Origin of the sequence: Flavobacterium gillisiae (genome assembly GCF_900107635.1) — a bacterium.
GTDB classification, from domain to species: Bacteria; Bacteroidota; Bacteroidia; order Flavobacteriales; family Flavobacteriaceae; genus Flavobacterium; species Flavobacterium gillisiae.
In genome coordinates, this window is the sequence record NZ_FNRD01000003.1 from 1 (window position 1) to 25,609 (window position 25,609).

The following is a 25,609-nucleotide window of genomic DNA, read 5'->3' on the forward strand; positions in this document are numbered from 1 at the left end:
CGGATACAATTATCAATACCGACTTTGCTAAATTAATTGCCCAGCAATCGAAAGATATTTGGAACGGTATTCTTGATGAATTAAATAAAAACTCCAATTACAATACTACTTTGCAATTAATTTTCATTACTGGTGATAATCACCTACTGCCGTCATTTTGCACAATATCACGATTATTATATAGCGATGAAATAATTGTAAGTTCAGTATCAACCCTACTTGAAGACATGCGTATCATTAACGAACGTCTCTCTGGTTCAAAAATCCGTAGACAAAATGAAGTTACTGCGGTGCAAAATTTACATGATTATATTTTAAGTCATCTAGATGAACCATTACCCACTTTACATTTCTTGACTCAAATGTTTGTTGTTGAAGAACATATATTAAAAAATGGTTTTAGAACTTTTTTTAAAACCAGTGTCTATAACTTTTATCAAGAGGAACGCTTGAAAAGAGCAAATCTAATGATCCGGCAAACATCTGTTTCTTTAAAAGAAATAGCATATCTGAATGGCTTTAAGGGCTATCTTAATTTCTATAAAGCCTTCAAAAAAAGATTTGGCTACAAACCAAGTGATCTTTCAAGACCTGAAGAAGATCTTCAACCCTAATACTTTTGCACAATTTCATTATTTGAATAACGAAATTCCTGATTTGCATAATGTTATATGTTTTTTATTTACAATTTTACACTACTAAAAAATAGTAAAATGAAACTAACAGCTACAAATAGAGAGAAATTAAAAAGCACCATCAACTATTTATTCATACTGCTTTTTGTTTATGCCGCAGTAAGCAAAACACTTGATTTTCAAAATTTTCAGGCTCAATTAGGATTATCTCCATTATTAAGCGCATTTGCTGATTATGTTTCCATTGGGGTCATATTGGTAGAAGTTTTAATTGCTGTCCTAATCGCAATACCACGGTTTCGGCTAATAGGATTATACAGTGCCTTTAGTCTGATGGTAATGTTCTCCACTTATATCTTTATCATTTTAAACTACAGCTCATTTATCCCTTGCTCCTGTGGTGGAATACTAGAAAAAATGACTTGGAAACAGCATTTGATTTTCAATCTTATTTTTGTTTTATTGGCAGCAACAAGCATTGCGTTAACAAAAACAAAAGCACCCACAAAAAACATCCTAATCAGATTGGGAGGATGTGCTCTTCTTAGTGTAGCAGTCGTTGCAGTACTCTTTTTGATGTCCGAAGAAATGATCCAACATAAAAATAGTTTTATCCGTCGCTTCCCTCATGCTGCTGCAACTAAGACTGGAGAAATAGATTTAAAATATAGCGGCTATTATTTCGCTGGAGCTACTTCAGACAAAATCTATCTTGCTAATTACACCGCTCCTTTGCAAATTAGTGTTATCGATTCTAATATACGGCAAAACAATCACTTTGCGTATTAGCGACGATAATTTCCCTTTTCGTTCCGTACAGATCAAAGTACTGCCTCCTTATTTCTATGTACTCGACGGAACGGTTCCAATCATTTTCAAGGGGAGAACCTCTGATTGGAAAGCATACCCTTTACAAAAGGGATACAGCTACTTTTCAAAAGCAGAACCAATCAATTCCAACACGATCCTATTTCGTGCACAGCAACAAAAAACAGGAGAAAATATCCTTGGTGTATTTAAATTGGGGGACACTGTATTGACAAGTTATGCCCCTACCCTTCTAGAGAAGCAAATTGATGGTTTCTTCGATACAGATGGAACCTTACAATATAGCAATCAATTAAAAAAAATGGTTTACGTCTACAGATATAGAAACCAATTTATCGTAACAAATGATGCTCTACAACTGAATTACCGCGGCAATACCATCGACACTACTAAAAAGGCGCACTTAAAAATTATGTATAACAACAAATCAGGAGATCGTAAACTGGGAGGAACTCCATATATAGTGAACGCCTCGACTGCTTTAGATGGAAATTTACTCTTTGTAAATTCTGCCCTTAGAGGAAAATATGAATCCGAAACCATGTGGAAAGAAGCAGCTGTTGTTGATGTTTATGATATCAGTCAAAACAGCTATCAGACAAGCTTTTACATTTATAATATTGGAAATGAAAAGATGAAAACATTTATGGTTACAGGAAACAATTTATATGTGATCATCGGTCAAAATCTTCACAAATATCACTTAGGTAAAGCCATTATTAACAGCAGTACTACTATAAGAACCAAAGAAGCAGATAAATGACCTCAAAAATATACCGGCCAGTATCAGGGGTGCGATCGAAAACCTGTAAAAAAGAGTAGATCATTATTTTTTTAAATTCTAATATTTAATATCATGAAAACAACAATTGTAAAAATGTTGATGCCTGTAGCAGCCTTTGTGCTTGCCAGTGCAGGTGCCGTTAGTACGAATGCCAGTCATTCGTTGAAATCTTCAACGGCTTTAGTGCCAGGCTATATTCATAGCGCTATGCCCTGTCAGCCTTCTATCCAATGCAATCAATCTGGCAGTTTCGTCTGTCAGACAAACATTACCTCAGGCCCTCAGGTTTTTGGTAAGGATGCAGCTGGACCCGGTTGTGCGGTAACGTTGTACAGACCGTAGATTTGATTTTAATTAAGTAAATCAGATGATGCAGTTCCTGAATAGTTCGGGAACTGCATTTTTTCATCTAATGATTAATAAGATGGATATCGCAAATTAATCAGCAACGCCCTTATTAATCCATTCAATAGCCTTTTTGTCTTTCAAGTAATAATCAAACCAGTCTTGAGTCTTATTAGTAATATCGATCTGATTATCCAAACCAAAAATGGCGTGCCCTTCATCAGGATAAAGTAACATAATGTTCTTCTTCCCTAAACGACGTAATGCTAAATAAAACTCCATATTCTGATGCCAATCTACTTGAAAATCCAATTTTCCTGACCATAACAATACTGGTGTTTGAATATTCGACGCATGCACGATGGGAGAATTACGATAATAGGCTTGTTGATCATCATAAAATGATTTCCCCATTCGCCATTGCTGGGTTTCAGAGCGCCACATATCAGGTTTACTCTTGAAGTTACCCATGGTCAGGTACCAACTTACCATATCGGAAACTCCTGCTCCAGAAACAGCAGCAGCAAAAATATCCGTCTGAGTAATGATAAAATTAGTTTCATATCCACCAAAGGAATGCCCCGTCAATCCAATTTTATCTTTATCAATGATCCCCATATCAATAACCTTCTGGGTTGCTGCTACTACACAATCTAAGGCTGATATTCCAGTGTCCCCCTTAACATGAATAATATCCGGTAGTAAAACAAAATACCCCCTAGTCGTAAAATTGGTCACGTTAAAACCTCCCATATTGAGCATAGACGGATTTTCATACTGAAAAAGGTCCCGAGATTGTTTTTCATAAGGATAGACAACCATCGGGTATTTTTGCATGGGATCATAATTTGCTGGATAAAATAAGGCACCGTTCAATGATTGTCCTATACTATTTGAATAATGGATCATTCGTGAAGTCCCCCAATAATAATTTTTCTGCTGGACATTCGTCTCCAGAAAAGTTTGCTTATCAAAATCTGGAGCAGAAAGTATGATGAGACTTGGAGATTTATCAAAGGCCATTTGGCGACAAACATATGTTTCACTGCTTGATGCCTTAGATAACTGGTCAAAAGCGCCACTACCATAAGCCAATAATTTCTCTGCAGTTTTAGTGCTCCAGAGAAAGTATCCCTTGAAACCATCTACAGTACCTGTTGCGGTCAATACCAACTGTTTTGTTAGATCATAAGTGAGACTGTTCCGTCCATTATATAGTAACGAACCTTCCGCACTTGAAATTTTAGATAAGCGGAAACTGATATTCTTTTCCCGTCCCTTCGTTATTCTTCTTTTTAAGCCACTTTCAGGATTGATGATCCAAATATCAAATTGGTCATATACAATTAACTCATTATCTAACGTCCAGCCGGGGTTTCCAAAAGAAGTAATGTCATTGCCTGGATCAAGAGACTCGTTATCCCATTCCATTGGCATGCCTTTGGTGAGATTGCTGGAGGTCGATTTTGCAATATCATATACCCACCAATTTTTGTCTCTGTAATAACAAATGTATTTTTCATTACTAGATAGACCCATCTGTGCCACGTCACCAGATTGCTTTCTCAGCCATGGAGTGCTTTCTCCAGTGGCTATATTAGTAATATAATAGTCCATGTCACCATACATCTTATATTGCGGTTCGTATGCAGCTGGATTGGCCGTTATCGCATAGTTCTGTTTTGAGGTTAGCATAATCCATGGCAATTCATTAGTGCTAATCTGACGGTATATTTTTTTCTTTGGAAACCAGACGGCAATCTTTGCTGTTTTTTCATTACCCTCAAGCTGCTGTGCTAAAGGATAAAGAAATTTATCATTTCCATTCCAAACTTGTACTTTATCAGTAGTCTCAGGCAGATTGATGTAAGACTGTTTTTTTATACCAAAAAATACCTTGCTGCCATCATCGGAAATAGTCAGCTCCATTATATCATGATTAACAATTCCCATCGATGCAGGAAAATCCTTTTCCTTTTCAGGAATAAAAGAATACAGCGAATCATTTTTCACGCTGTAAAATAGGATTTCATTTTTAATACCATTGGAGTCAGAGCGTTCTTTAAGAAAAGCGATACTTTCATCCTTTTGCTGCCAAACCAAATTATAAAAACCGGAACACTGAGCCGCCGCAATTATTGTATTAGTATAGCCTTTTTCGAAAGACAACATTTTAACAATGCTTTTGCTTTTATCTTTATAGTTAAAAACCAGTTTGTCGGCTTTATGGCTCACACTGAACTGATCAACACCCGTAAAAGTATCGGTAGTAGTTTTTTCAAGATTTCGTATGACAAGCGAACTTGTCTGGTCCTTTTCCTTTTTAATGAACGCGAAGTAGGAGCCGTTTGCTAAAAAAGCATAACTGCTCACATTAGGCATTACTTCCTTATTTCCATTTTTTAGATTAATTAGATGAAGCGCCCCATCTGAAGATAAGCAGGCAAACCATTGCTTCTCCGTAAAATTACCTCGGTAACCGGACGGAATTACGTAGGTCGTTTTTTTAGCTTTGTTTTTAACAAACAGGGTGTCAGAAATCCCTGGATACTCTAAACTGTAACTGACCCATTTACCATCAGCTGAAAGTTGATCAACAGCTAGCGTATTCCATAGATGATAATCTGCTTCCTTAAGATTTTTTTTCATCTGGACCTGCCCACTTAGAAGGCAGGAAACAGACAAAAATAACCAATTCAAAATAAAAAACTTTCTCTTATATCGATATATCGTATTTTGCTTTTTCATAAACGTAGATTAATAGCCCGCATTTTGCGGTCTCAAATTAGGATTAGCAATCAGTTCAGTTGATGGCAATGGCCATAAAATATCGGTGCTGTTCCAGCCTACCTTAACACCCGATAATGTCGCGTCAAGTTGTGCCGTTCTCTTCAAATCAAAAAAACGTTGCCCCTGTTCGGTAAAAAATTCCAACCTTCTTTCCGCTAAAACCGCTGTAATAATTTCTTCTGAGGTAATGGCTTCAGTATCGTCTAATCCCGCTGTATTTCTGATTTTATTTAGATCTTCTTTAGCGCCAATCAAATCACCTTGATGAGCACGGGCTTCTGCTCTAATTAGGTACTGCTCGGCTAGGCGAAAAACAATCGAATATTCAACGGATGATCCTGTGAAACCCATTTCTTTGTATTTATTAGCGTAATGCCATACATTCGTCCCTGATGTAATGGTGCCAATCCAGTGAATTTTGCGTTGGTCTCCAGAAGAAAATGCACTTACCAGCGCATTACTAAGAGCCACAAAAGGAGGAGGTCCACTGCTAAAAAGAAACGTACTTCCCTCATCTGTATTCGCTCCCTCAACCTTAGGTATAAATTGCCAGATCGTCGTCGTACTTTCTTTTAGGAATATCTTATCTAAATCGGTTTCCCATACATAAAGAGAGCTATTTAATACAGCCGAAGCACTATTAGAGGCTTCCGCCCAAGAGCGATTATAGAGAAATACCCTTGCCAATAATGCGTTGGCGGTACTTCTATTAGGAAGTGTACGATCTGCGGTACGATACTCTTCTGGTAAAAGAGTGGAAGCATCATTTAGATCTGAAATAATCTGATCATAAACCTGCGACACAGGCATTCTGCCTACCAATCGGTTCACTTGGTAATCTGTCACTGTTATATAGGGAATATCCCCATAGAGATTTGCCAGATAAAAGTGTACCAATGCCCTTATAAATTTTGCCTCTCCAATCAATTGACTTTTATCTGCAACTCCTAAGGCAACTGACTTCTGAACTCCTTCAATAATGGCATTTACCGCATAAATCTGATTGTAGCTCACATTCCATACATTGGATATATCGCTATTAGCGGCAAGCAGCGTGTTGTTGTAGAAATTCGATTCCGAATTAGTCGACCCTCCGTAAAAAGTAAGTTCATCAGCATAAAGCCCTAATCGGCTTGAAATACCCATCGTACTTCCCGTCAGTATTCCACTATCCCTAAGTTTAGCATAGACATCAGCCAAAGCAGCATTTGCAGTGTTTTTATCCTCAAACACTTTTACACCTGTAAGCTGTGAATCAGGAAGACCAACTTCTACAAAATCGGTACAGGAAAAAAGGGTCATACTAAGGAATAACAAGTAAAGAAACGGCCTTTTATTGGCGAACAAACAAGCACAATAATGCCTTGTATTGGATTGATAGTTTATAGTTTTCATCATGGTTATTTTAAGTTAAAAAGTAAGCTGCACACCTAGGTTATAGGTCTTAAGAGGAGGTAAATAACCTGGGTTTCTAAATTCAGGATCCCCATTTTTATAGTTCGTGAAAGTCAAAATATTTTGTCCCTGTAGCGATATCTTACAGTGAACACTTTTACTCCAGTGCTGTGGAAGAGCATAGGATAAAGCAATATTTTTCAAACGGATATAAGAAGCATCAACTACGCCAGCATCACTTAAGGTATAATTAGAATACGCTTGCACTATTTCACCATTTGTACCACTTGTAAATTGCTGAAAGGCGGTCGTGTCGCCAGACTGTTGCCAGCTATTGGCAATCGCTGCAGGCTGGTTATACATGCCCCCAGCATATCCTGCGGCATAATCCCAATTCTGCTGTTTGACAAATTGAAAAAGAAAATCAAGCTGCCAACCGTAATAACTAAATTGGTTTTGGAGCCCACCAAAATACCTCGGGCTAAAATCAAGCACGGTCTGTTTATCATCCGGTGCCGAAATAACACCATCACCATTCACATCCTCAAACTCATAAACACCCGTTTGCGGATTCAAGCCTGTAAAATGATAGGCCTTCTGAATATTTAATGAGTGACCAATCACATAGGTTTCCGAATAAGACGAAGTAGACAAATCAGGAAATGACAAGAGTTTATTACGAGAAGTCGAAATATTAAAGTTGGTTATCCAACTAAAATGAGAATCCTGAATGTTTTGTGTGCGCAAGGTAAATTCATACCCTTTGTTCTCAACAGTTGCATTCAAATTAGCATTCAATGAGGCAAAACCAGTTGTTCCCGGCAACGGAATTCCAACAAGCTGATTGGAAGAAAGGTTCTGATACCCCGCCGCAGTAAAGAAAATGCGGTCTTTAAGCAATCCTATTTCAAGAGCTACCTCCAATTTTTTGTTTTTCTCCCAGCCAAAATTGGGGTTATACAGTCTCGTGGGCTGTAAACCGATAATCCCATGATAATTAGTTCCTGAAGAGGAATAAGTATCTAAGAATTGATAGTCTCCTATCTGGTCGTTACCGGTAATACCATAACTAGTTCTTAATTTTCCAAAGCTTAAAACCGATACTTTATCTTTTATAAGAGGTTCATCTGAGAAAACCCAAGCAGCACCTACAGCCCCAAAATTGGCAAAGCTATTCTCGGGCCCGAAGCGGCTGGAACCATCCCTCCTACCAGTCACATTAAGAATATAACGACTGTTTATATTATAATTAACCCTTGCAAAAAATGCAAGATACTTATACAACGTTTCGCTACTGTTATACACTGCTTTGTATGTCGAAGAGGAAAAGTCATGGATAAGGCTATTACTAGAAAATCCAAAACCAGCTTGGTACAACACATCTGATTTTTGATTTTGCATGGTGCTTCCCACCAAAACTTCCAATTTATCAGTGCCAAAATCTTTATGCCATTGGAGCTGTGGTTCTATAATCCAAGAGTGTCGCGCGGTATCATTAGTAAACAACGATGAATATTCTGGACCTATGCCATAGGCTGGATTATATATTGTTGAGGGTACCGCTCGTGTTTCATCATTTCTCAAATCAGTAAACCCAAAGCTAGATTTCATCTGAAAACCAGGAAAAAATTCATAGGATAAAACACCATTACCAACAAGGTCAGCGGTAACTGACTTAAATTGTATATCCAGATTACTCAACGGATTTTGGAAAGTACCATTTTCCCAATTCAAATTACCCTCGGCATCATAAAGTGCTGGAGCATTTGGTGAGATTGTCGCTGCAATTCGTGTCAAATCAAATCCAGGCTGGATATTATTCTGTGAGATATACCCCGCTGAAAAACTAACTTTTAACTTTTTGTCCTCAGACTGATGATTCATACTAAAATGCAACCCTCCTTTTTTATACCTGAAATCACCCGCAAATACGGTGGTTTCATTACGGTAATTCCCACTCAACAAAAACTGCGTTAAGGAAGATCCACCTGAAACAGTGGCTTGAATACCAGTAATTAGCGCCGTGCCTCCAAGCAACTCTTTCTGCCAGTTGGTGTTTCTATTTTGATCCCAGGTACCATCGACATCATACGCATCATAGGGATAGGGAGTAATTCCATCGTTGGTAAAAGCCTGCCTACGCATGGCCAAATACTGCTTGGTGTTCATCAAGTCAATGAATTTTGTGGCACTCCCCTTCCCTGTCGAGCTATTGATCGTTACAGTTGTTTTGCCTTCCTTCCCTTTTTTAGTGGTAATAAGCACTACGCCATTCGCTCCTCTTGAGCCATAAATTGCCGTTGCATCAGCATCCTTAAGAACTTCAATACTTTCAATAGATGCAGGATCAATACTATTTAACGGGCTTGTTGTAGAAGGCGTACCCACCGAAGTTTGGTTGTAACCAATGCTTTCCGATGAATACGGAACGCCATCTATTACATACAAAGGAGCATTCCCCTGAGTTCGCAGGCTATTTTGCCCTCGTATCTGAATATCAAAACCGCCACCAGGAACGCCACTAGTCTGTGTTACATTTACACCAGCCATCCTTCCTTGCATTACAGCAAGTACATTTGTGACTGGTTGCGTTTCAATAGCCGCCGCCGTAATTCTAGCAATACTTCCAGTACGTTCACTTTCTTTTACACTATAATAACCCGCATTAACTTTCACTTCCTGCAAGTTAGTAGCAGTTTCTTGCAACTGGATATTAAGTATTGTTTGATTATTGACAGCGACAGCAATCGTTTTGTATCCTATAAAGGAAAACACCAGCACATCTGTAGGCAAAGCATTTATGGAGTATTGTCCATCAAAATCAGTAAGGACTGTCGTATTATTCCTTTTTAAATGTACAGTAACTCCAGGTAAAGGATTTCCCTTATCCGTTACAGTTCCCGTAATTTGTTGTTGTTGGCTTGTCATCCCGACGAAGGAGGGATCTCCACTATCTTCCTTCTTACTTACCTCAGCAAAAGAAACAGTGAAATAAAGGCAGCAGCAAATAGTAAAATACCATACCCGCCTACCCTTGTTTAATGAAATATTTTTCATAATATTGGTTTAGTTAATATAAATAATGTTTTTGTTAGCTATAGGTCCTCTATACAGTTGTCCAGACGGTGAGAGGGCCTTTTTTTATGTGTGTGCCACGAAGGGTTTTGTTTTTTTATTTGATCATAGGCGTTTTTTAGAGTGATGAGTTATAGGTTATGAGTTGTTATTAATACTAAATAAGCTGTAGCGGTTTTTAAATCTTTAAAAACAATTGCAACCATATAACCAAAGGCATATTATTGCTATTAAAGCCACTATTAATGCAATTTGTATTTGTTTGTAGTATTTCATCTTTGCAATTTTTGTATGTTATTGATTATCTATTATCTGATCACTACACTCTGCAATCTGGCCATTGTTGTCTATTTTCTATTATTGACATCACTATTAAAATTGTTATTGATATTGCTATTCTTATTGTGTTTTTATTGCATAGGCAGCTGGGTTTTAAAGTTTTTTTTAAAAGGAAAGTACACTGCCGTTGGCAGTTGCAGCCCGACGCAAGCAGTGCATTTCCAAACTAACTAATTCAACAAATAATTTGTTTGCGAGACTTTAAATAAGAAGGAAGATTTGCTAAGAATGGCAGCTGGGTTTGTACCAATAAAAAATGGCATGGAACTCAGCTTACTGCCTTAGAGGTACTGGTATACCTAGGAACAATAAGTGAGCCCACGCCATGGGACGTGAGCATCATACTTATTATTTCGTTCCTTTTAAAATTACCAGTTTTCTAAGACGAAATTCTAAGCGAATGCTTCAAATATTTTCTATATGAAGAAACGCAAATATAATTTATTAGTGACAAATATAATAAATTATTTTTAATAAGTAACCTACAAGTGTCCTTTATTTTCTTTTTAAAAAATGAAATTTACTTCTATGAATAATGATAATTTCACATTAGAAAAGAATGCTTTAGGAACTAGGATTCAAGAGCTTCGACAAAAAGTTATAAACCCAATTAACAAAAAACCTATTTCTCAAGAAGAATTAGGTTTAATAGCCAATGTCACAAAAAAAACGATTGGAGAAATAGAGAGAGGTGAAACTAACCCTAAATTTGAAACCTTATTGATGATTTCCAAAGGACTAAATATCACTATTAAAGAGCTGTTTAATTTTTGATATTTAAACGTACAAAACCATGAAAATAAAAAAAGATGCTTAGGCATCTTTTTTTATGAAAAAGACATAAACTATAGTATTCAATTCGCGAATCGCACACTATACTATTTGCGGCTATCTCAATAAAATTATAGGTTTGATACTTAATCAAATCAATAGTCTAAATGGAATGGCATGAAATAATAGGGGTAATTGTGATTTATTTACTTGGTATTTTTATAGGAATAAAAGTCAATGTGTTTTTAAAACACAGGCATATGAATGAGAGCTGGAGAACAAAGAAGAAATAGATAATTTCCCCCGCTACCGCACGAAACCCGATCGCTCGGATATGTTAGTTATCGCTCAGTTCGTTAGCGCAGAATGCATTCTGTGCCCACAAAGATTGCCCGCTCCTCGAAGTCTTCATAAGGACACTATTGAAAAATGGAATGCTGTAACCCGATCGCCCGGATTTGCACACATTAGTTAGCGCAGAATTGTATTCTGTGCCCACAAAGATTGTCTCGTCCTAAAATAAATTTAAAAAAAGAATCGCTAAATCATTCTATAAAGGAGCCAGCTCTTCTAGGTCTTCCCACCTCGAACCAGTATCTTTTATTCGAAACCGAACATTACAGGATCAAAACTGACAATTTAGCTACAAAACACAATTACTGTAGTAATGCGAATGTATAATCTTCCAAAATAATTAAAATATCAAAGAAGAAACGGTTAAATAGTAATCAACTTATACGATGTACTCCTACCGCTCCCTTCTTGCTCAATAATACCTTTACCCATTAAATCTTGAATATCTCTAAGAGAAGTATCAGTAGAAACTTTAGTGATCTTGGCATATTTAGAAACAGTAAGCTTGCCAAAAAAATCATCAAGAAGCAATTGAAGCATTTTTTGTTGGCGGGAATTAAAATTGGTAGTACGGTGAAATTCCCAGAATTGAGTACGCTTTAAGATTGCAGCAATAGTTTCATCGGTCTGTGCCATAGAACGCAACAAACAATCAAGAAACCATTCCAACCAGTCAGTAATATCCAAATCACCTTTTTGTGTACTTTCCAATATAGCATAATACGTATCACGTTCAGCTTGAATTTGAGCCGACATCGAATAAAATCGTTTTTTACTTTGGTCGGCACGACCCAGTTGCATATCAGTTATAGCTCTTGTGATGCGGCCGTTACCATCTTCAAATGGATGTATCGTAACAAACCACAAATGGGCAAAAGCGGCCTTCAATACAGGATCAATATCTTGTTTTGAACTAAACCAATCTAAAAAAGCATTCATTTCTGTCGGTACTTTATCCGCGCTTGGTGCTTCAAAATGTATAGTTTCTTTTCCCATTGGACCAGAAGTAACCTGCATGGCAGCGTCTCGCCAAGCTTCAGTTTTTATTTTATACATTCCACTTCGCCCGGTCGGAAAAAGAGCGGCATGCCATCCATACAAACGATCTTCACTTAAAGGTTCATCATATCGTTGTGTAGCGTCCAACAGCATTTCTACAACACCTTCAACATTGCGTTCCGCAGGAACAGCGCCGGCTATTTCAATACCTAAACGCCTTGCAATTGAAGAACGAACCTGTTCTGGATTCAATTGTTCTCCTTCAATTTCGCTCGACTTTAGTACGTCCAAAGTCAATGTTTTAAGCACAGTCTCCTCTTGCAATCGAAATCCAAGTCCTTGCATCACTCCAAGTATTTTGCCTTGCCTGTGCCTTACGGTTCCTAGCAGGGGCGTAATCACATCTGCATCCCAAGTAAATTTTGGCCAATCATTTTTTTTATGAATATACATATTTACCGCATTTTTGCGGTAAATATAAAACTTCTTTACCGTAAATAAAAAATATGCAGTGATTATCTCTACTTATCACCGCATATTTACGGTAATCATAAAGTATAATCACCGCATTAGTACAAAAAACAAAGTATGCAATTCGGGAATTTCACTATTCAATTCGGGAATCGAACACCACACCATTTGCAACGGTAGCTATCATCAAATAGATTTACTGCACAATCTAATTACGAGTAAGTCAATTTATAAATCTTAAACCACTTCAATGAAATTATTTTCTGAATCCTTGATGTTCCAATTAGAGCAGCAATTAAAAATGATCCATCTGCAAACAGAAAACCCCATACAATCGGCCGAACAGGCCATGAAAACTAGCGTTGCTGCTTTAGAAAAACTAAAAACCTTTTTCATAAAATACAAATCGTTGAACAAGAAAGAAGAAATAGAATTCTTCCGCAACATCAAACCAAAGTTTGCCAGCAAACTGATTTACTACAACGAAATCTATACTATTGAAACGAATAAGCCATTGGGCTCCCATAAAACAATAGCTAAACATTATAACTCAGAACTTCTTAAATTAAAAGTTTTCTTTAAACAGAACCAGGAATTCTATCGCTACTGCCGCACAGCTAACAATTGCCTTGATCACAAATATTTTATACGCGAAAAATACGACCTTAAATTAATGATGGACAGTGTTTATTTTCAAATTGACAATCGATTCGCAACCTCTCACGACTATAAAATGGCACGCATACTAGCCAACGATGAGATAAAAATTTTTCTGGAAGAGCAACTGGTAAAACTGGGGAGAAAGTCAATAGAAACACAAGCGTCTTCCCTACTCTCTCAAGACCTAAAATGGACAGGATCCAAAGTTGATCTGATAGAATTAATTTATGCACTGCATTCAGAAGGTGTTTTTAATAACAGAGCCACAGGGCTAAAAGAAGTCACAACTTTTTTCGAGACAGCCTTTAATATCGATTTAGGACAGTTCAACAGGGTTTTTCTGGAAATCCGCAACAGAAAATCGGAAAGGACAAAATTTCTGAATACACTCAAAAACAAACTCATAATCCGAATGGATGATGCCGATGAAAATTAAAATAACTTTTCTCCACTCGCCCTACTATTTTTATCCTAAAATCACCTGTTTAGATTCGCCCTTAAATTAAAAACGTCAAAAAACAATGAAAAAAATAGTTGAAATTAAAAGGAGGGCAACCAGTGGCTGTCAGGTAAATTACAAAAGACAGTTTTTAAGATTTTAATTTTCAGGCTTGATCTTTTGTTTCTTTTGCACCCAGTCAAAAGAAAAGAATATTTTCATAAAAATTAATCTCACTAAATATCCACTATTCGCAAACCCGCCCTTAAATTAAAAACGTCTAAAAACAACGAAAAAACATTTGAAATTAAAAGGAGGACAGCCAGTGGCTGTCAGGTAAAAAACAGTTTTTAGGTTTTGAATTTTAAGGCCGTAAAATCGAAGATTCACGAATACAAAAAAACAATAATAAACCACGAATATTTTTTTGTTACTTCTTTCATTAAGACAAATCGAAGATTCAGCGAACACTACCTAAAATGAAAGTCAAGTGAGCTAAAAAAGTAAAATCTAGAATCAAGACCATTCGTTATTGAAGATACAAATCAAATATTCACCGAATACCACCTAAAATAAAAATCTGATAAACTAAAAAAAAGGCTGCCTAATTTTTAGAACAGCCCTATAACTTTGATTACAATAACTCCTATTTAAAAAAACGGAAGTCAACTACTTATTAACCCCAGCACTCCCTGTAAAATGGGTGATAAGTTTTTTCCAGTCTGGATCAACGTCCTCACCTGTCTCTGTTGCACTTACATAAGTCGATAAGCTTTCGGTGACGGGAAATGCCTCCCCTTTTCTGGGAGAATAATATTGAATCTCGTTCTTCGCATCTTCGTTGCCTAATGTATCGCCTGACACAAGAGGACTATCGATGGTACAGGAAGCAAGTGTGAATAGAACGAACAAACAAATTAATGTACTAAAACCTAAATAGAATTTTTTCATCTTGGATAATGTTTTTAAATGTTACTGATTATTTTTAATCAGTTCATTTCTCCCGGGATAATCTGAACAATTTTGATGGTGGTTTTGCTCATAACAAAACCGTTTGAATTCAAGGCAAAACTAAAGGGACCTTTCCCCTCCCGCAAGCCAACAACTGTTCAATTCGCGAATCTATACTATGTAATTCCCGAATTTAACACAGTATATTTCCCTATAAAAGCCAACTATACGACAAGTTAAACTCAAGAAAACGAAAGAATCCTTAATAAGGGTAATTCTTGTAATCAATTGCATTATTTTAGCTACATTTATTTTATAAAATACAGTCCAAAAGACATTAATCTTATGTTTTCTAATCAGTAAGCCCCCAAATTTTTTAGAAATATGACAAAAAAACACTTACTTATAATATGGTTATGTCTGTATTATAATGCTTATGCACAACGAACCAATTTTGTAATTCCAGACAGTCTTTCAACCAAAGACTATGAATATTTTAGCAGCAACATACTGTATGAGGAAAAAGATAGTATCAAAGAAATGCTGTATGCGCAGTCATGGTTAGCCAAAGCAAAACGGGAGAAAAACTACGGCCAAAAGGCGCAGTCCTATAAAGCCTTAATTTATACTAGCGATAAAAAACTACAACTTATCTATGCCGATAGTATGTTGATAGCGGCAAAAAAAACAGCTGATTTTGCATTAATCGGATCGGGTTACATGACGAAAGGAGTTATCCAATACGATCGTAAAGAGCACATGAAAGCACTGGACAGCTACCTAATAGCGGACGAATACATTTCGAAAACACACAACCAATATCAAATTTACAAAGTAAAATATGGCATTGCTCAGATCAAATATTACCTTGGGTTTTACGATGAGGCAATAGCATTGTTTAAAGAATGTTTGGGTTATTTCAAGGAAGATAATAAACGTGCCTATCTAAATACAATTCATTCTTTAGGGCTTTCTTACAACCGCATAGGTAAATATAAGTTATGTAGCCAGATGAATCAGCTGGGGCTGAGCCAGGGCAAGCATTTAAAAAACCTCGAAATGCAGTCGTACTTCATCCATTCCGAAGGCGTAAATCAGTATTTTAAACACAATTATTCCGACGCAATAAAGAAGTTGACAAAGGTACTGCCTGCTTTGAAAGAGACTAAAGACCTTACAAACGAAACGACTGCCTATTTTTACATCGGGAAAAGCTACTGGGCTCTAAAATTGCAGGAAAAAGCATTACCCTACTTAAAAAAGATAGATGAAGCATTCCAAAAACAAAAGTACATACGCCCAGATTTACGGGAAGCTTATGAACTGTTAATTCATTATTATCAGGAACAAAACGACAAAGAATTAGAGTTATATTATGTCACAGCTCTTTCAGAAGTAGACCAAGTGCTTATTAAGGATTTCAAATACCTTTCAGGGAAAATACACAAAGAATACGACACAAAAAAATTACTGCAAACTCAAAGAAACAATGAACAATATTGGACAATTGTAGTCTGCACTATAATTTCAATAATGACAGTAATTATAGCGGTATTGGCGCACAGACACTATAAAAATAAAAGGTTATTTGAAGAGTTGATGAATCGCAAACCCGAAACGAACCAATCATTGGCTTCAAACAATACCAGTAAAGAAACCGAACTCGATATCAATCCCGAAGTGATTACTGCAATTCTAAGAAATCTGGAAAAATTTGAGAGAAATAAAAAGTACCTCGAAAAAGACATGACTTTGGCAAAAATGGCGGCATTATTAAACACCAATATGAAATACGCTTCAAAAATTATAGCACGATATCGAAATAAAGGAACTGTTGACTACATCAGCCATTTAAAGATTGACCATATAATAGAATTACTTAAAAACGAAAATAAATACCGCAATTACACCAACAAGGCATTAGGTGAAGAATCCGGTTTCGGTTCCACCCAAATCTTTACACGCGCATTCAATAACCGAACAGGCCTCTCTCCCACGTACTTCATCAGTAAATTAAGAAGTCAACAACATTCATAAATAATAACAACACATCATTTAGGACGTCTTTATAGTTACCATTCCAAAATTACGGTAAGAATTCTAGCCTTGGACACAGGAGAGATCCCGGAACCGCATACACAACACAAAAGAAAAAGAATCTCTTAATAAACAAAAACAGTAATAGCAAAAGCAAACTTGTAATTACAACCTCCTAACAACGCCCTTAAATAAAAAGTATAGGAAAACAACGAAGAAGTGAAGTGGCAGCAGTCCCCGAGTTGAGGGCGAAGGACGAACGGCTCGGGCTGCGGAACGGCGCTTCAAGGTAGTTTTCAAGCTTTTGATTTTCAGGCTTGATTTTTTTGTTACTTTTTTCATCAAGGAAAAAAGTAAAAATTTTCTTCAAATAAAAAGTCAGTAGTAACATAATCGTACTTCTTATAACCACTCTTATATTTTATTAAAAAAAGTCAATAACCACATCCACTTCAAAATAAAAACTCATTTTTTCTTTCACAACTTGTGAACAACTTGTGATATAAAAACATCCAAAACCGACACTTTTGCACCATAACAATTTAAAACACAAGTTAGGGCAATCGAAATCCTTACCAAAGAAGACCTACATGAATTCGGAAAATCACTTTTAGAAGACATCCAAACAATAGTTAAAGGTAAAAATGAGAAGTCTAAAAAATGGCTAAAATCCACTGAAGTCAGAAAGCTTCTTAACATCTCCCCTGGTACGCTCCAAAACCTTCGAATAAACGGAACACTTACCTATACAAAAGTGGGTGGTATAATATATTATTCTGATTTAGATATAGAAAAATTACTCGAGATCAACAAAGTTAATGCGCTACCTAGGCTCTTCAAATAATGGTATTGCTAAGAACAACGAAATCTCATTATCTAAGTAAAAGTCTTCATACTTAATACTCCAATCTTAATACTTCCAAATGAACTACATAAAACACTTAACAGTCTTTTTTAATAAAGTCTCAAAAGACAAAATTCTCAATCAAACAAACGTTAGTTTATACATTGCATTATTCCAATTTTGGAATTGCAATCGATTCAAAAACCCAATCAGTAATTATCGTGATGAGATGATGCTAACCAGCAAAATTAGTTCCAAAGTAACCTATCACAAATGCTTAAAAAACTTGCGTTCTTTGGGCTACTTCAATTACGAGCCATCGTATAATCCATTCAAAGGAAGTCAAGTATACCTATTTAATTTAGCTAACGAACTAAAACCAATGCCCAAAAGTGAACGAAACACAAGTTCAAATACTGAACCAGTTTTTAAACTAGTTGATGAACAATTAGTGAATAAGTCTTGTACTAGTAGTGGCACAGGCACTGAATAAGCGATAGTATCATATACAAATAATCAAAATATTATAAAGATTGTAAACGGGAATGAGCAAGCACAAAATTTTCAAGATGACATTTCATTTTTTAAAAAAGTAGTTACTGAAATCCCTTTGACATTCGCTGACACCAATAAAAAAAACTGAAGGCGGTCAGCAAAACAAAGAAAAAAAGTTGAGTACGGAGAAAATAGTAAAAAAAATCTATCGCAGTGCCAATTCTGATGATGTAACTAAATGGAAACTGGCCAAAGAGAAGGAACTAGATACTTTATATAAAGTACGGGTCATAGCTAAAAAGCTTGGTTTAGCTATGAAAATAACCGATGTAGACTACTAGGGAGATAAATCTAAAGCCACATTTTATTACACAGCCGAAGGACGTGTGGATTTCCGAGAGTTAATTAAACACCTATCTGAAACCTTTGATATACGCATTGAGATGCGTCAAATTGGGATGCGAGAGGAAGCGAATAGCATTGGTGATATTGGCCCTTGCGGAAGCTATTATTGTTGCCAAACCTGGTCAACTAATTTTAGAACTGATTCTCCTTTTTCTGCCCGTTATCAAAATAATTACAGACGAGAAGGTAATAAATTTGAATGCTACATCAAGGATGAGACGGAGAATATAGACGGCAGTAAATCAGATGAGCTAAAGGATAAAACGCAAGCAAGAAATAAAGCTATAGTTGCAAAGCCTTTATCTTATGCAAACGTTGTTGGCCAGGATAGTATAACCCGTTTTGACGATAAAGATAGTAAGCGTAAAAAAAGCTATAATATTAAGAAACGAAAAACACAATAATAAATCTGCTACATTAAAGAAAAATAACTATGACAGAACATACAGTTAATTTACTATGAAAATTAAATCAACAGCTGGTATAAAAGTAAGCGTTGAATCATTATATCAAGCTAATGAATCACGTCCTCTTGCATCGCATTATTTTTTTGCATACCGCATTACTATTGTAAATACAAGTAATTACACCGTTCAGCTTAAAAAACGGCACTGGTATATTTTTGATTCTAATGGAATGAAGAGTGAGGTGGAGGGAGATCGTGTTGTTGGCGTACAGCCAATTTTAGTTCCTGGTCAGTCGCACCAATATGTTTCGGGTTGTAATCTTTCAACAACAATTGGAAAGATGCATGGAATTTATCAAATGATGCGAACAATCGATGGGGAATTGTTCAATGTTAAGATTCCCGAATTCCTGATGATTGTTCCTTTTAAATTAAATTAGTGTCTAGTCCTTAAAATAAAACAATTTGATATTAATAAATATGAAAAATATTCGAAATAGAAAAACACATACGTTGCCTATACATTCTGTTCAATTTACACTGGAATTGGGTGGTGGTCAATATCACCGGAATTTACATCTCTAAATCAAAAAATCACGAACGTCCTTAAAATATGAATAAGTTACCGAAATCAAAAAAATCTGTTTTTTTTAGTATCTAAATCTAAGAATTGTATAGTCTAATAAATACTACACTTCAGATTGTTACATTTATTATTCGATGCAGAAAAGCTAAAAGTGTAATGGAAAGCATCTGTAAATTCCTCTAAAAAAATCCTTTCAATTATAATTTATAAAAAGTCTACTCTGCTGAAATATAAAAGAGTAGAATGGCTATCGAAAAACCTAAATGTAGTACGACTTGTAAAAGGAATTACTGCAACGCTGTAGCGGCTAGATCTTCTTTAAAGTCTTGAAAACAATTAAAATTTATGAAAACAAGAATAAAACAAAATGCCTGCTAAATTTTGATATAGCTAATTTTATTGTCTTTTGCATAATCCTAAATAAAGTGTTCTGATTTAAACTATATATTAACTTGTGGGAGCTGCCTTTATTTCTATATCCAAGTCTAACTAAAGTATCTTCAAAAAAGAAAATAGGGAAATCAGACTAATCTTCACTCTAGTTAATAAGCATTTTCCTCTCCTTTAAAAATATTAAAAACAGTTCTATAAATAATTTTAATATCTAGAAAAAAGATCCAATTCTCAATATACCAAATGTCAGATTCAACACGATTTTTCATGTCAATCAGTTCCTTAGTTTCCCCTCGTAAACCATTAACTTGAGCCCAACCTGTTATCCCTGGTTTTGCATAATGGCGCACTAAATAATCATTAATCAATTCGCAATATTGTTCGGTGTGCTTCAACATATGCGGTCTTGGACCAACTACAGACATATTACCAATTAAAACATTAAAAAATTGGGGCAATTCATCCAGATTAGTCTTTCTCATAAAAGACCCCATTTTTGTGATTCTACTATCCCCTACAGTAGCTTGCTGAGAGGCATCAAATCTTTTGTCAGTTCTCATGGTTCTAAATTTGATACACCAAAAAGCCTTATTATCTCTACCCGAACGTTCTTGCATAAAGAAGATTGGCCCTGGGGAATCTAATTTTATTAAAATAAATAGAATAGGAAATAGCCATGGAAAAATAAAAACGATGACACATAAAGAAAAAAAAACGTCAAATGTTTTCTTAATTAAACAATTAAGAGTTACTTCTAATGGCTCTCTTCTAAACACCAATACAGGTAAGTTTCCATAGAAATCAATTTCTACTTTACGAGATTTAGTATACAACTGAAAATCAGGAATAAATTTGATTCTGACCATATAACGCTCACATAGTTCAGTTAGCTGGTTAATAATCATTATATCATCAATGTTCAAAGCAATATACATCTCATCCACCTTTTGATTGATAATGTAATTTTGTATGGAATCTAGCTTACCTAATATTGGAGTCGATAGCAATGGATCACTTACTTTTTGATTATCAAAAAAACCCATGACACGATAACCAAAAGTTAAATCTTGAGCTAAAATTTCAGCAATTTTATTGCCTTTTTCATTGGCTCCTATTATAATTACAGTTCTAAAATTAAAACCTCTAGATCGTACATACTTCAAAATTTTCATGAAAAAAAAACGAAATGTAAAAAGAAGAAAGAAAAAAAATAAATAAAAATAAACCAATCGTAACTTAGAAAGAGCACTAAAATCCAATGCACTAACAGTAAAAAAAACGAGAAATCCGTGTATCATTAGCAAACGTATTGTTCTTGATACAATTGACTCAATTCGTTCCACTCGTATAATACGATAAGCATCTTTGTGTAACAGCAAAGAAATCCATATAATATTAGATAAGAATGAAATAGTTTTAAATTCTTTAAAAGCAATATTATCCAATTGGCCTAATTGATCTAAGCGAGGTAAATTTCCAAACCTAACAAACAATGATACTAAGATTGCAATATTAAGTAATAACACATCCCATAAAACAAATCCAATTTTGAAGTAACGGGATAATTTAAAAGCGGCTAATTTTTGTAACATATATATGAAATTTAAATTATTATTCTAGCCTTTTGTACAGACGGCTAGTCTTTCTAGGAAAAAACGACTTTGATTTATATTGTTTTTTATTAAAAATTAAATAGCAAAGAATACTAAGCGCTATTCATGTTTTTAATAAATGCTGGGTTTGTAGGTAAAAGATCTTAACAAACCTTTATTTCGAGTACTTTATGCTGAACGAAAAAATGCATAAGGAAAACTATTTTCTAATTTTATTGTTTGGCCCAGTGGAATCGATAATACTTTTACAATCAATAGCAACTGCTAAGTCATTTGGATAAAACCGAAGTGAAACGCAACGTAAAACAGTGAAGCCTCTTTTAAGGTCTAAACAATAGCACTATGTACTTTAATTTAAAAAAAACTGCTCACTGCTTACATTATTTCACTAATAAAACCGTTAAACTATTTCTATATCTTCTATATCGTAAAACTATCATTAATAGGTTTTACGTAGGCTAAGATTATAGCCCCTATTTTTTATTCGTCTGTAGCGCAACTGTACCAATAAAAAAATTTGACAGCATTCAGAAAATTCAAAAGAATATATCCTATGTTTGTATTCTTTTCAAATGCAGCAGCTAACAAGTTAGCTTGTAGCTACTATTATCATCAATATTACAAGATCATAAACTACAAAAAATAAGCATTCTTGCCACACCAGATAATTAAAACGGACCTTAGTTATCGGATTAGCACGATAAATAAAATGCTTTTGTTTCAGTGCTCTTAATCGCTTTTTCTACTGACTAAATAATTGAAAATATCTAAATTATTTTTTTTGAAATTTTCTTAAAGCGTCAAAACTAATTTCGCCAAACTACGCCTAAATTGTATTGAAAAAGATTCCTGATAGAGTCATTAATTGGACTCAACCCCACTTTTCCATTCCCTTGAATATTTACACCAAAATGATCTGAAAACCAATACCTACCACCGCCAATTATATTTAGCGTGTTATTTCCATTATTTTCTAAGAAATAACGTCCTAGTCCTAAACCAGCATACATCTCAATTTTTTCAGTATTAAATATATAATCACCAAAATAAAATTGACCTCCAGTATCTATACTCACATAACACTTCTCTTCAGAACCTACTATTAAGCGATTTGTAGATGCTCCTAGAACTACCGACCATTTTGATTCAAATCGACGCTCAACCGCAATAAAAAAAGGAGTTTTAAAAGCCATTGCTTCCGCATTAAATGGTAATTTACTTCTTCCGTTGTCTATTACATTTACCCCTACAGAAATCGTATAATTGGACTTATTAAGATTGCTATTTATAATTTCTTGATCTGCTTGCGGTTTAACAGTTGTTTCTTGTGCAGAGATAAATGAAGTAGAAAGAAATAAAACGCCGAGTACTAAAAATGATTTCATATGTTTTTTTGAATAATTAGTGAGTTGTAGTTAAAGTTTAATACCAAGGGGGTTTTATGATAATTATATTCAGGATTAAAAAACAAGATTTCTAAATTTTTCCTATTGATAATTGATCCACTTACAACGCAACTACCCGCTCTATTCTACCTGTATTATTTATTTTAAGGTATAATGTGGCTGTGATTAAAAGAAAACTTAAATGTTGCAATCCTATAGCACTAGTAATTCCAGATGTATTGCTGGAATGAAAATAATTGTTATTTATATGGCTACGCCCAATGCCTCACAACTGTGAAACATGCTACTAGAATAGACAAATATCACTACAAAGTTAGCCTGAAACCAAACAAAAAAACAGGAAATAAAGCCCCTTGTACTAAGTGCGGTATTTATGGAAATAAGTGGAAAATAGAAGTGAATAAGTGGGTTGAATGAACTGATTATAAGTAAGAAAACAACATCAAATAATTAACCTATGATGCTTATTATACATATATCACTAGGTCCAATGCATCTGTGTTTTGCAAGGTACAAGGATGCAAAAAGTGCTGAGAGACTTTCTTCAGCACTCTCACCAACAGTACGGGTATTTTGTAAAGAGGAAGAGGCGGAGTGGTATCGAGAGCTCGAATCGCCTCGCAACTGAAAATAAAAACGAATCCTTAATATAAATGATACATGAAAATTAACTAATCACTTTCTTCAAGATGTAATAGAGTAGAAAACCCAGCTGGCTCCCCAATACCCCAAACAAAACATCCATCCCATCAGGATGCCGATTTAGGATAAAAAACTGACCTCCTTCTGCTAGGCATACTAAGGCTAAGGCTATAGTTGAATTCCTCAACCATAAATAAAATTTGGACTTCTGTTTCGCTGATTGAAGGGTAACAGCGAACCATAGCTCTAATAAAACTCCAAATACAATAAAGGGAACTGCAGTACGCAAATTAAAATAAAAATTAGACCAATCCAGAAGCCAGAGCGGTAAATAACTTTCAGATGCTAAAGACGGATCCGGTATCCAGGAAAAATATAAAATGGAGGAAATAATGACCATAAACAGGAATAGTATTCCTTTAGCTTTCCATTTTGATTTCATATTCATTACCTATTTTGAATGCATATTACTAAACTATTGCACCAATACGGAATTTGAATAGTACATACTTTTTTTAATTTTAATTTGATCTATAACGAAACAGCCAAGCCTAATGGCCTTAGTTGGATATTTTATTATTTCTTAAATTTTTCTAAAATAATTAATTTTATAAAAACAGGACCATAATACAAATATCGTTTCCACATACGCTTCGGTTCTTTTATCAATCGAATAAACCACTCCAAGCGCAGCTGTATCCAGAAAGGATGCGGACGCTCCACGGTACCTGCATAAAAATCAAAAACAGCTCCTATGGAACAAATAATTTTTGCCTCTAATGCGTCCTTATGTTGGTGTGCCCATTTTTCTTGTTTGGGAGCAGTCATCCCTACAAATAAAACATCAGGCTTAAAAGCATTCACCTCTGCCAGCATTTGCTCATTATCTTCAATAGAAAATTCAGGTTTAAATGCTGGAGAAAAAGTTTTTACGATTACATTAGGAAAATCCATCTTCATTCGCTCTTCAATTTTCAACAACGTTGTGGGAGATGATCCTAGGTAAAAACAGCTTCCCCCTTTCGTATTTAAATCCTCTAGAAGGAATTGATGCAAATCAGCACCCGCGATCTTTTTTATTTTATTCTGCCTTAATAAAGAACTTGCAACAACAATTGCCATTCCATCAGCTAATAAAATATCCGATCCCACTAAAGAGGCTTTAAATTCTTTATCTTCTTTGGCTATGCAAAAAGAATACTGATTAAGCGTATTAATCAATGTTTTACCCTTAAAGGAAACATTGCATAAATCGCCGCTAAAAACAGAAAATTCTGCTAACGAAACAGTTGGTACCTGCGTAGTCATAATTAAATAATTTAAATTAGAAAGATAGATTTGAGATAACAGGGGACAATTACTCATTAGAAACAAATGGTTATGTAGTCTAACCACATTTTTAATAAACAGCTATAAAACACAGTTACTTTGACATACAACCTGAATCATGGAATACTTTATCCATATTGTACAGGATAATAAATAGTTGAAAGTTATATTTGAATTTTGAACAATAATGGATACCCACTAAAAGCAAACTCCTAATAAAGCCTATTAAGGAATTATATGGCATCCGAAATACTTGATAAATAAATTTTGAAATAGAAGGTATTCCCAAAAATGTGAATGATAAAAACTCACCTAATAACAATCAAAGAAGAAATCTATTTAGATTCGTATTTAAAAAAACTTCATCAGGAAATTAACACTATTATAAAAGCGTTTTCTTTAAATATTTTAGTGGCTGCGCCATATGGTTCACAGTTGTGAAACATATTTATATTCGTAATTATCCAATACAAAAATACCCCGAAAGAATCCATAAAACTAACGCATAAGATCCAGTTTACTAACTGCTATTCTTATACCAATAACTGGGAAAAACAAAGTCATAAGTAGGGAAAACTATTCTCTTTAGATCAATAAAAAATACTCAATTACTAAAA

19 protein-coding genes and 1 pseudogene are annotated in these 25,609 nt (G+C 35.0%); 11 read left to right on the forward strand and 9 right to left on the reverse strand.

Going from position 1 to position 25,609, the window contains the following annotated elements; all coding sequences use genetic code 11:
- The 4 genes from BLV35_RS05240 to BLV35_RS19725 all read left to right on the forward strand — a co-directional run.
- Nucleotides 1-614 (forward strand): helix-turn-helix domain-containing protein (locus tag BLV35_RS05240; protein ID WP_143031838.1); only part of this gene is annotated, 614 nt, incomplete at its 5' end.
- Nucleotides 615-713: 99 nt separating this feature from the next.
- The gene (locus tag BLV35_RS05245) at nucleotides 714-1,424 is read left to right on the forward strand and encodes a MauE/DoxX family redox-associated membrane protein (RefSeq protein ID WP_176980578.1); all 711 of its coding nucleotides are present in this window, start codon (nucleotides 714-716) and stop codon (nucleotides 1,422-1,424) included.
- On the forward strand, nucleotides 1,414-2,226 hold the full coding sequence (locus tag BLV35_RS05250; protein ID WP_091085855.1) for a hypothetical protein: 813 nt from the start codon (nucleotides 1,414-1,416) through the stop codon (nucleotides 2,224-2,226). Before BLV35_RS05245 ends, BLV35_RS05250 begins: the two co-directional genes overlap by 11 nt.
- Before the next feature lie 93 nt (nucleotides 2,227-2,319).
- A complete protein-coding gene (locus BLV35_RS19725) occupies nucleotides 2,320-2,589 on the forward strand; it encodes a DUF6520 family protein (protein ID WP_091085859.1) in 270 nt (89 codons plus the stop codon).
- 96 nt (nucleotides 2,590-2,685) lie between these two features.
- Here the strand turns inward: BLV35_RS19725 and BLV35_RS05260 are convergent, their stop codons facing one another.
- From BLV35_RS05260 to BLV35_RS05270, 3 genes are read right to left on the reverse strand one after another with little or no spacing between them, the layout of a single operon-like run.
- On the reverse strand, nucleotides 2,686-5,340 hold the full coding sequence (locus BLV35_RS05260; RefSeq protein ID WP_091085862.1) for a S9 family peptidase: 2,655 nt from the start codon (nucleotides 5,338-5,340) through the stop codon (nucleotides 2,686-2,688).
- 9 nt (nucleotides 5,341-5,349) lie between these two features.
- The gene (locus BLV35_RS05265) at nucleotides 5,350-6,780 is read right to left on the reverse strand and encodes a RagB/SusD family nutrient uptake outer membrane protein (RefSeq protein WP_245712016.1); all 1,431 of its coding nucleotides are present in this window, start codon (nucleotides 6,778-6,780) and stop codon (nucleotides 5,350-5,352) included.
- A gap of 12 nt (nucleotides 6,781-6,792) precedes the next feature.
- Nucleotides 6,793-9,834 (reverse strand): SusC/RagA family TonB-linked outer membrane protein, encoded by a 3,042-nt coding sequence (locus BLV35_RS05270; protein ID WP_091085868.1) that lies wholly within the window; start codon nucleotides 9,832-9,834, stop codon nucleotides 6,793-6,795.
- Between the two features lie 870 nt (nucleotides 9,835-10,704).
- On the opposite strand from BLV35_RS05270, the gene BLV35_RS05275 reads away from it, so the two are divergent.
- Nucleotides 10,705-10,965, forward strand: a complete 261-nt coding sequence (locus tag BLV35_RS05275) for a helix-turn-helix domain-containing protein (RefSeq protein ID WP_245712017.1) — start codon at nucleotides 10,705-10,707, stop codon at nucleotides 10,963-10,965.
- Between the two features lie 714 nt (nucleotides 10,966-11,679).
- Here BLV35_RS05275 and BLV35_RS05280 read toward each other — a convergent pair.
- Nucleotides 11,680-12,768 (reverse strand): Fic family protein, encoded by a 1,089-nt coding sequence (locus BLV35_RS05280; RefSeq protein ID WP_091085870.1) that lies wholly within the window; start codon nucleotides 12,766-12,768, stop codon nucleotides 11,680-11,682.
- Between the two features lie 268 nt (nucleotides 12,769-13,036).
- On the opposite strand from BLV35_RS05280, the gene BLV35_RS05285 reads away from it, so the two are divergent.
- Entirely contained in the window at nucleotides 13,037-13,882 is an 846-nt protein-coding gene (locus tag BLV35_RS05285) for an RteC domain-containing protein (RefSeq protein WP_091085872.1), read from the forward strand.
- Between the two features lie 672 nt (nucleotides 13,883-14,554).
- Here BLV35_RS05285 and BLV35_RS05290 read toward each other — a convergent pair.
- Complete coding sequence (locus tag BLV35_RS05290; RefSeq protein WP_091085874.1) at nucleotides 14,555-14,836, reverse strand: hypothetical protein; 282 nt, start codon at nucleotides 14,834-14,836, stop codon at nucleotides 14,555-14,557.
- Nucleotides 14,837-15,220: 384 nt separating this feature from the next.
- On the opposite strand from BLV35_RS05290, the gene BLV35_RS05295 reads away from it, so the two are divergent.
- The 5 genes and pseudogenes from BLV35_RS05295 to apaG all read left to right on the forward strand — a co-directional run bounded on the left by BLV35_RS05295 (nucleotide 15,221) and on the right by apaG (nucleotide 19,463).
- On the forward strand, nucleotides 15,221-16,873 hold the full coding sequence (locus BLV35_RS05295) for an AraC family transcriptional regulator (protein ID WP_091085877.1): 1,653 nt from the start codon (nucleotides 15,221-15,223) through the stop codon (nucleotides 16,871-16,873).
- 562 nt (nucleotides 16,874-17,435) lie between these two features.
- Nucleotides 17,436-17,717, forward strand: coding sequence for a helix-turn-helix domain-containing protein (locus tag BLV35_RS19450; RefSeq protein ID WP_091085883.1), 282 nt, complete (start codon nucleotides 17,436-17,438; stop codon nucleotides 17,715-17,717).
- A gap of 79 nt (nucleotides 17,718-17,796) precedes the next feature.
- Nucleotides 17,797-18,210 (forward strand): hypothetical protein, encoded by a 414-nt coding sequence (locus BLV35_RS05310; protein ID WP_176980579.1) that lies wholly within the window; start codon nucleotides 17,797-17,799, stop codon nucleotides 18,208-18,210.
- A gap of 178 nt (nucleotides 18,211-18,388) precedes the next feature.
- Nucleotides 18,389-19,021 (forward strand): annotated as a pseudogene (gene ricT / locus BLV35_RS19620) (regulatory iron-sulfur-containing complex subunit RicT).
- Between the two features lie 55 nt (nucleotides 19,022-19,076).
- Nucleotides 19,077-19,463, forward strand: coding sequence for a Co2+/Mg2+ efflux protein ApaG (gene apaG, locus BLV35_RS05320; RefSeq protein WP_091085887.1), 387 nt, complete (start codon nucleotides 19,077-19,079; stop codon nucleotides 19,461-19,463).
- Between the two features lie 688 nt (nucleotides 19,464-20,151).
- On the opposite strand, the gene BLV35_RS05325 is transcribed toward apaG, so the two are convergent.
- The 4 genes from BLV35_RS05325 to BLV35_RS05345 all read right to left on the reverse strand — a co-directional run bounded on the left by BLV35_RS05325 (nucleotide 20,152) and on the right by BLV35_RS05345 (nucleotide 24,971).
- Complete coding sequence (locus tag BLV35_RS05325; RefSeq protein ID WP_245712018.1) at nucleotides 20,152-21,594, reverse strand: undecaprenyl-phosphate glucose phosphotransferase; 1,443 nt, start codon at nucleotides 21,592-21,594, stop codon at nucleotides 20,152-20,154.
- Between the two features lie 827 nt (nucleotides 21,595-22,421).
- Nucleotides 22,422-23,000, reverse strand: coding sequence for a hypothetical protein (locus BLV35_RS05330; RefSeq protein ID WP_091085894.1), 579 nt, complete (start codon nucleotides 22,998-23,000; stop codon nucleotides 22,422-22,424).
- 688 nt (nucleotides 23,001-23,688) lie between these two features.
- Nucleotides 23,689-24,111, reverse strand: coding sequence for a VanZ family protein (locus tag BLV35_RS05340; protein WP_091085901.1), 423 nt, complete (start codon nucleotides 24,109-24,111; stop codon nucleotides 23,689-23,691).
- Nucleotides 24,112-24,239: 128 nt separating this feature from the next.
- Complete coding sequence (locus tag BLV35_RS05345; protein ID WP_091085904.1) at nucleotides 24,240-24,971, reverse strand: WecB/TagA/CpsF family glycosyltransferase; 732 nt, start codon at nucleotides 24,969-24,971, stop codon at nucleotides 24,240-24,242.
- Nucleotides 24,972-25,609: the final 638 nt, after the last annotated feature.

Excerpts from the sequence above, each read along its gene's own strand:
- BLV35_RS19725 (WP_091085859.1), top strand. The coding sequence starts at position 2,320 with ATGAAAACAACAATTGTAAAAATGTTGATGCCTGTAGCAGCCTTTGTG.
- BLV35_RS05280 (WP_091085870.1), bottom strand. The coding sequence starts at position 12,768 with ATGTATATTCATAAAAAAAATGATTGGCCAAAATTTACTTGGGATGCA.
- BLV35_RS05275 (WP_245712017.1), top strand. The coding sequence starts at position 10,705 with ATGAAATTTACTTCTATGAATAATGATAATTTCACATTAGAAAAGAAT.
- BLV35_RS05245 (WP_176980578.1), top strand. The coding sequence starts at position 714 with ATGAAACTAACAGCTACAAATAGAGAGAAATTAAAAAGCACCATCAAC.
- BLV35_RS05290 (WP_091085874.1), bottom strand. The coding sequence starts at position 14,836 with ATGAAAAAATTCTATTTAGGTTTTAGTACATTAATTTGTTTGTTCGTT.
- BLV35_RS05310 (WP_176980579.1), top strand. The coding sequence starts at position 17,797 with ATGAACTACATAAAACACTTAACAGTCTTTTTTAATAAAGTCTCAAAA.
- BLV35_RS05340 (WP_091085901.1), bottom strand. The coding sequence starts at position 24,111 with ATGAATATGAAATCAAAATGGAAAGCTAAAGGAATACTATTCCTGTTT.
- BLV35_RS05295 (WP_091085877.1), top strand. The coding sequence starts at position 15,221 with ATGACAAAAAAACACTTACTTATAATATGGTTATGTCTGTATTATAAT.
- BLV35_RS05345 (WP_091085904.1), bottom strand. The coding sequence starts at position 24,971 with ATGACTACGCAGGTACCAACTGTTTCGTTAGCAGAATTTTCTGTTTTT.
- BLV35_RS05265 (WP_245712016.1), bottom strand. The coding sequence starts at position 6,780 with ATGATGAAAACTATAAACTATCAATCCAATACAAGGCATTATTGTGCT.
- BLV35_RS05270 (WP_091085868.1), bottom strand. The coding sequence starts at position 9,834 with ATGAAAAATATTTCATTAAACAAGGGTAGGCGGGTATGGTATTTTACT.
- BLV35_RS05260 (WP_091085862.1), bottom strand. The coding sequence starts at position 5,340 with ATGAAAAAGCAAAATACGATATATCGATATAAGAGAAAGTTTTTTATT.
- apaG (WP_091085887.1), top strand. The coding sequence starts at position 19,077 with ATGAAAATTAAATCAACAGCTGGTATAAAAGTAAGCGTTGAATCATTA.
- BLV35_RS05330 (WP_091085894.1), bottom strand. The coding sequence starts at position 23,000 with ATGAAATCATTTTTAGTACTCGGCGTTTTATTTCTTTCTACTTCATTT.
- BLV35_RS05285 (WP_091085872.1), top strand. The coding sequence starts at position 13,037 with ATGAAATTATTTTCTGAATCCTTGATGTTCCAATTAGAGCAGCAATTA.
- BLV35_RS05325 (WP_245712018.1), bottom strand. The coding sequence starts at position 21,594 with ATGTTACAAAAATTAGCCGCTTTTAAATTATCCCGTTACTTCAAAATT.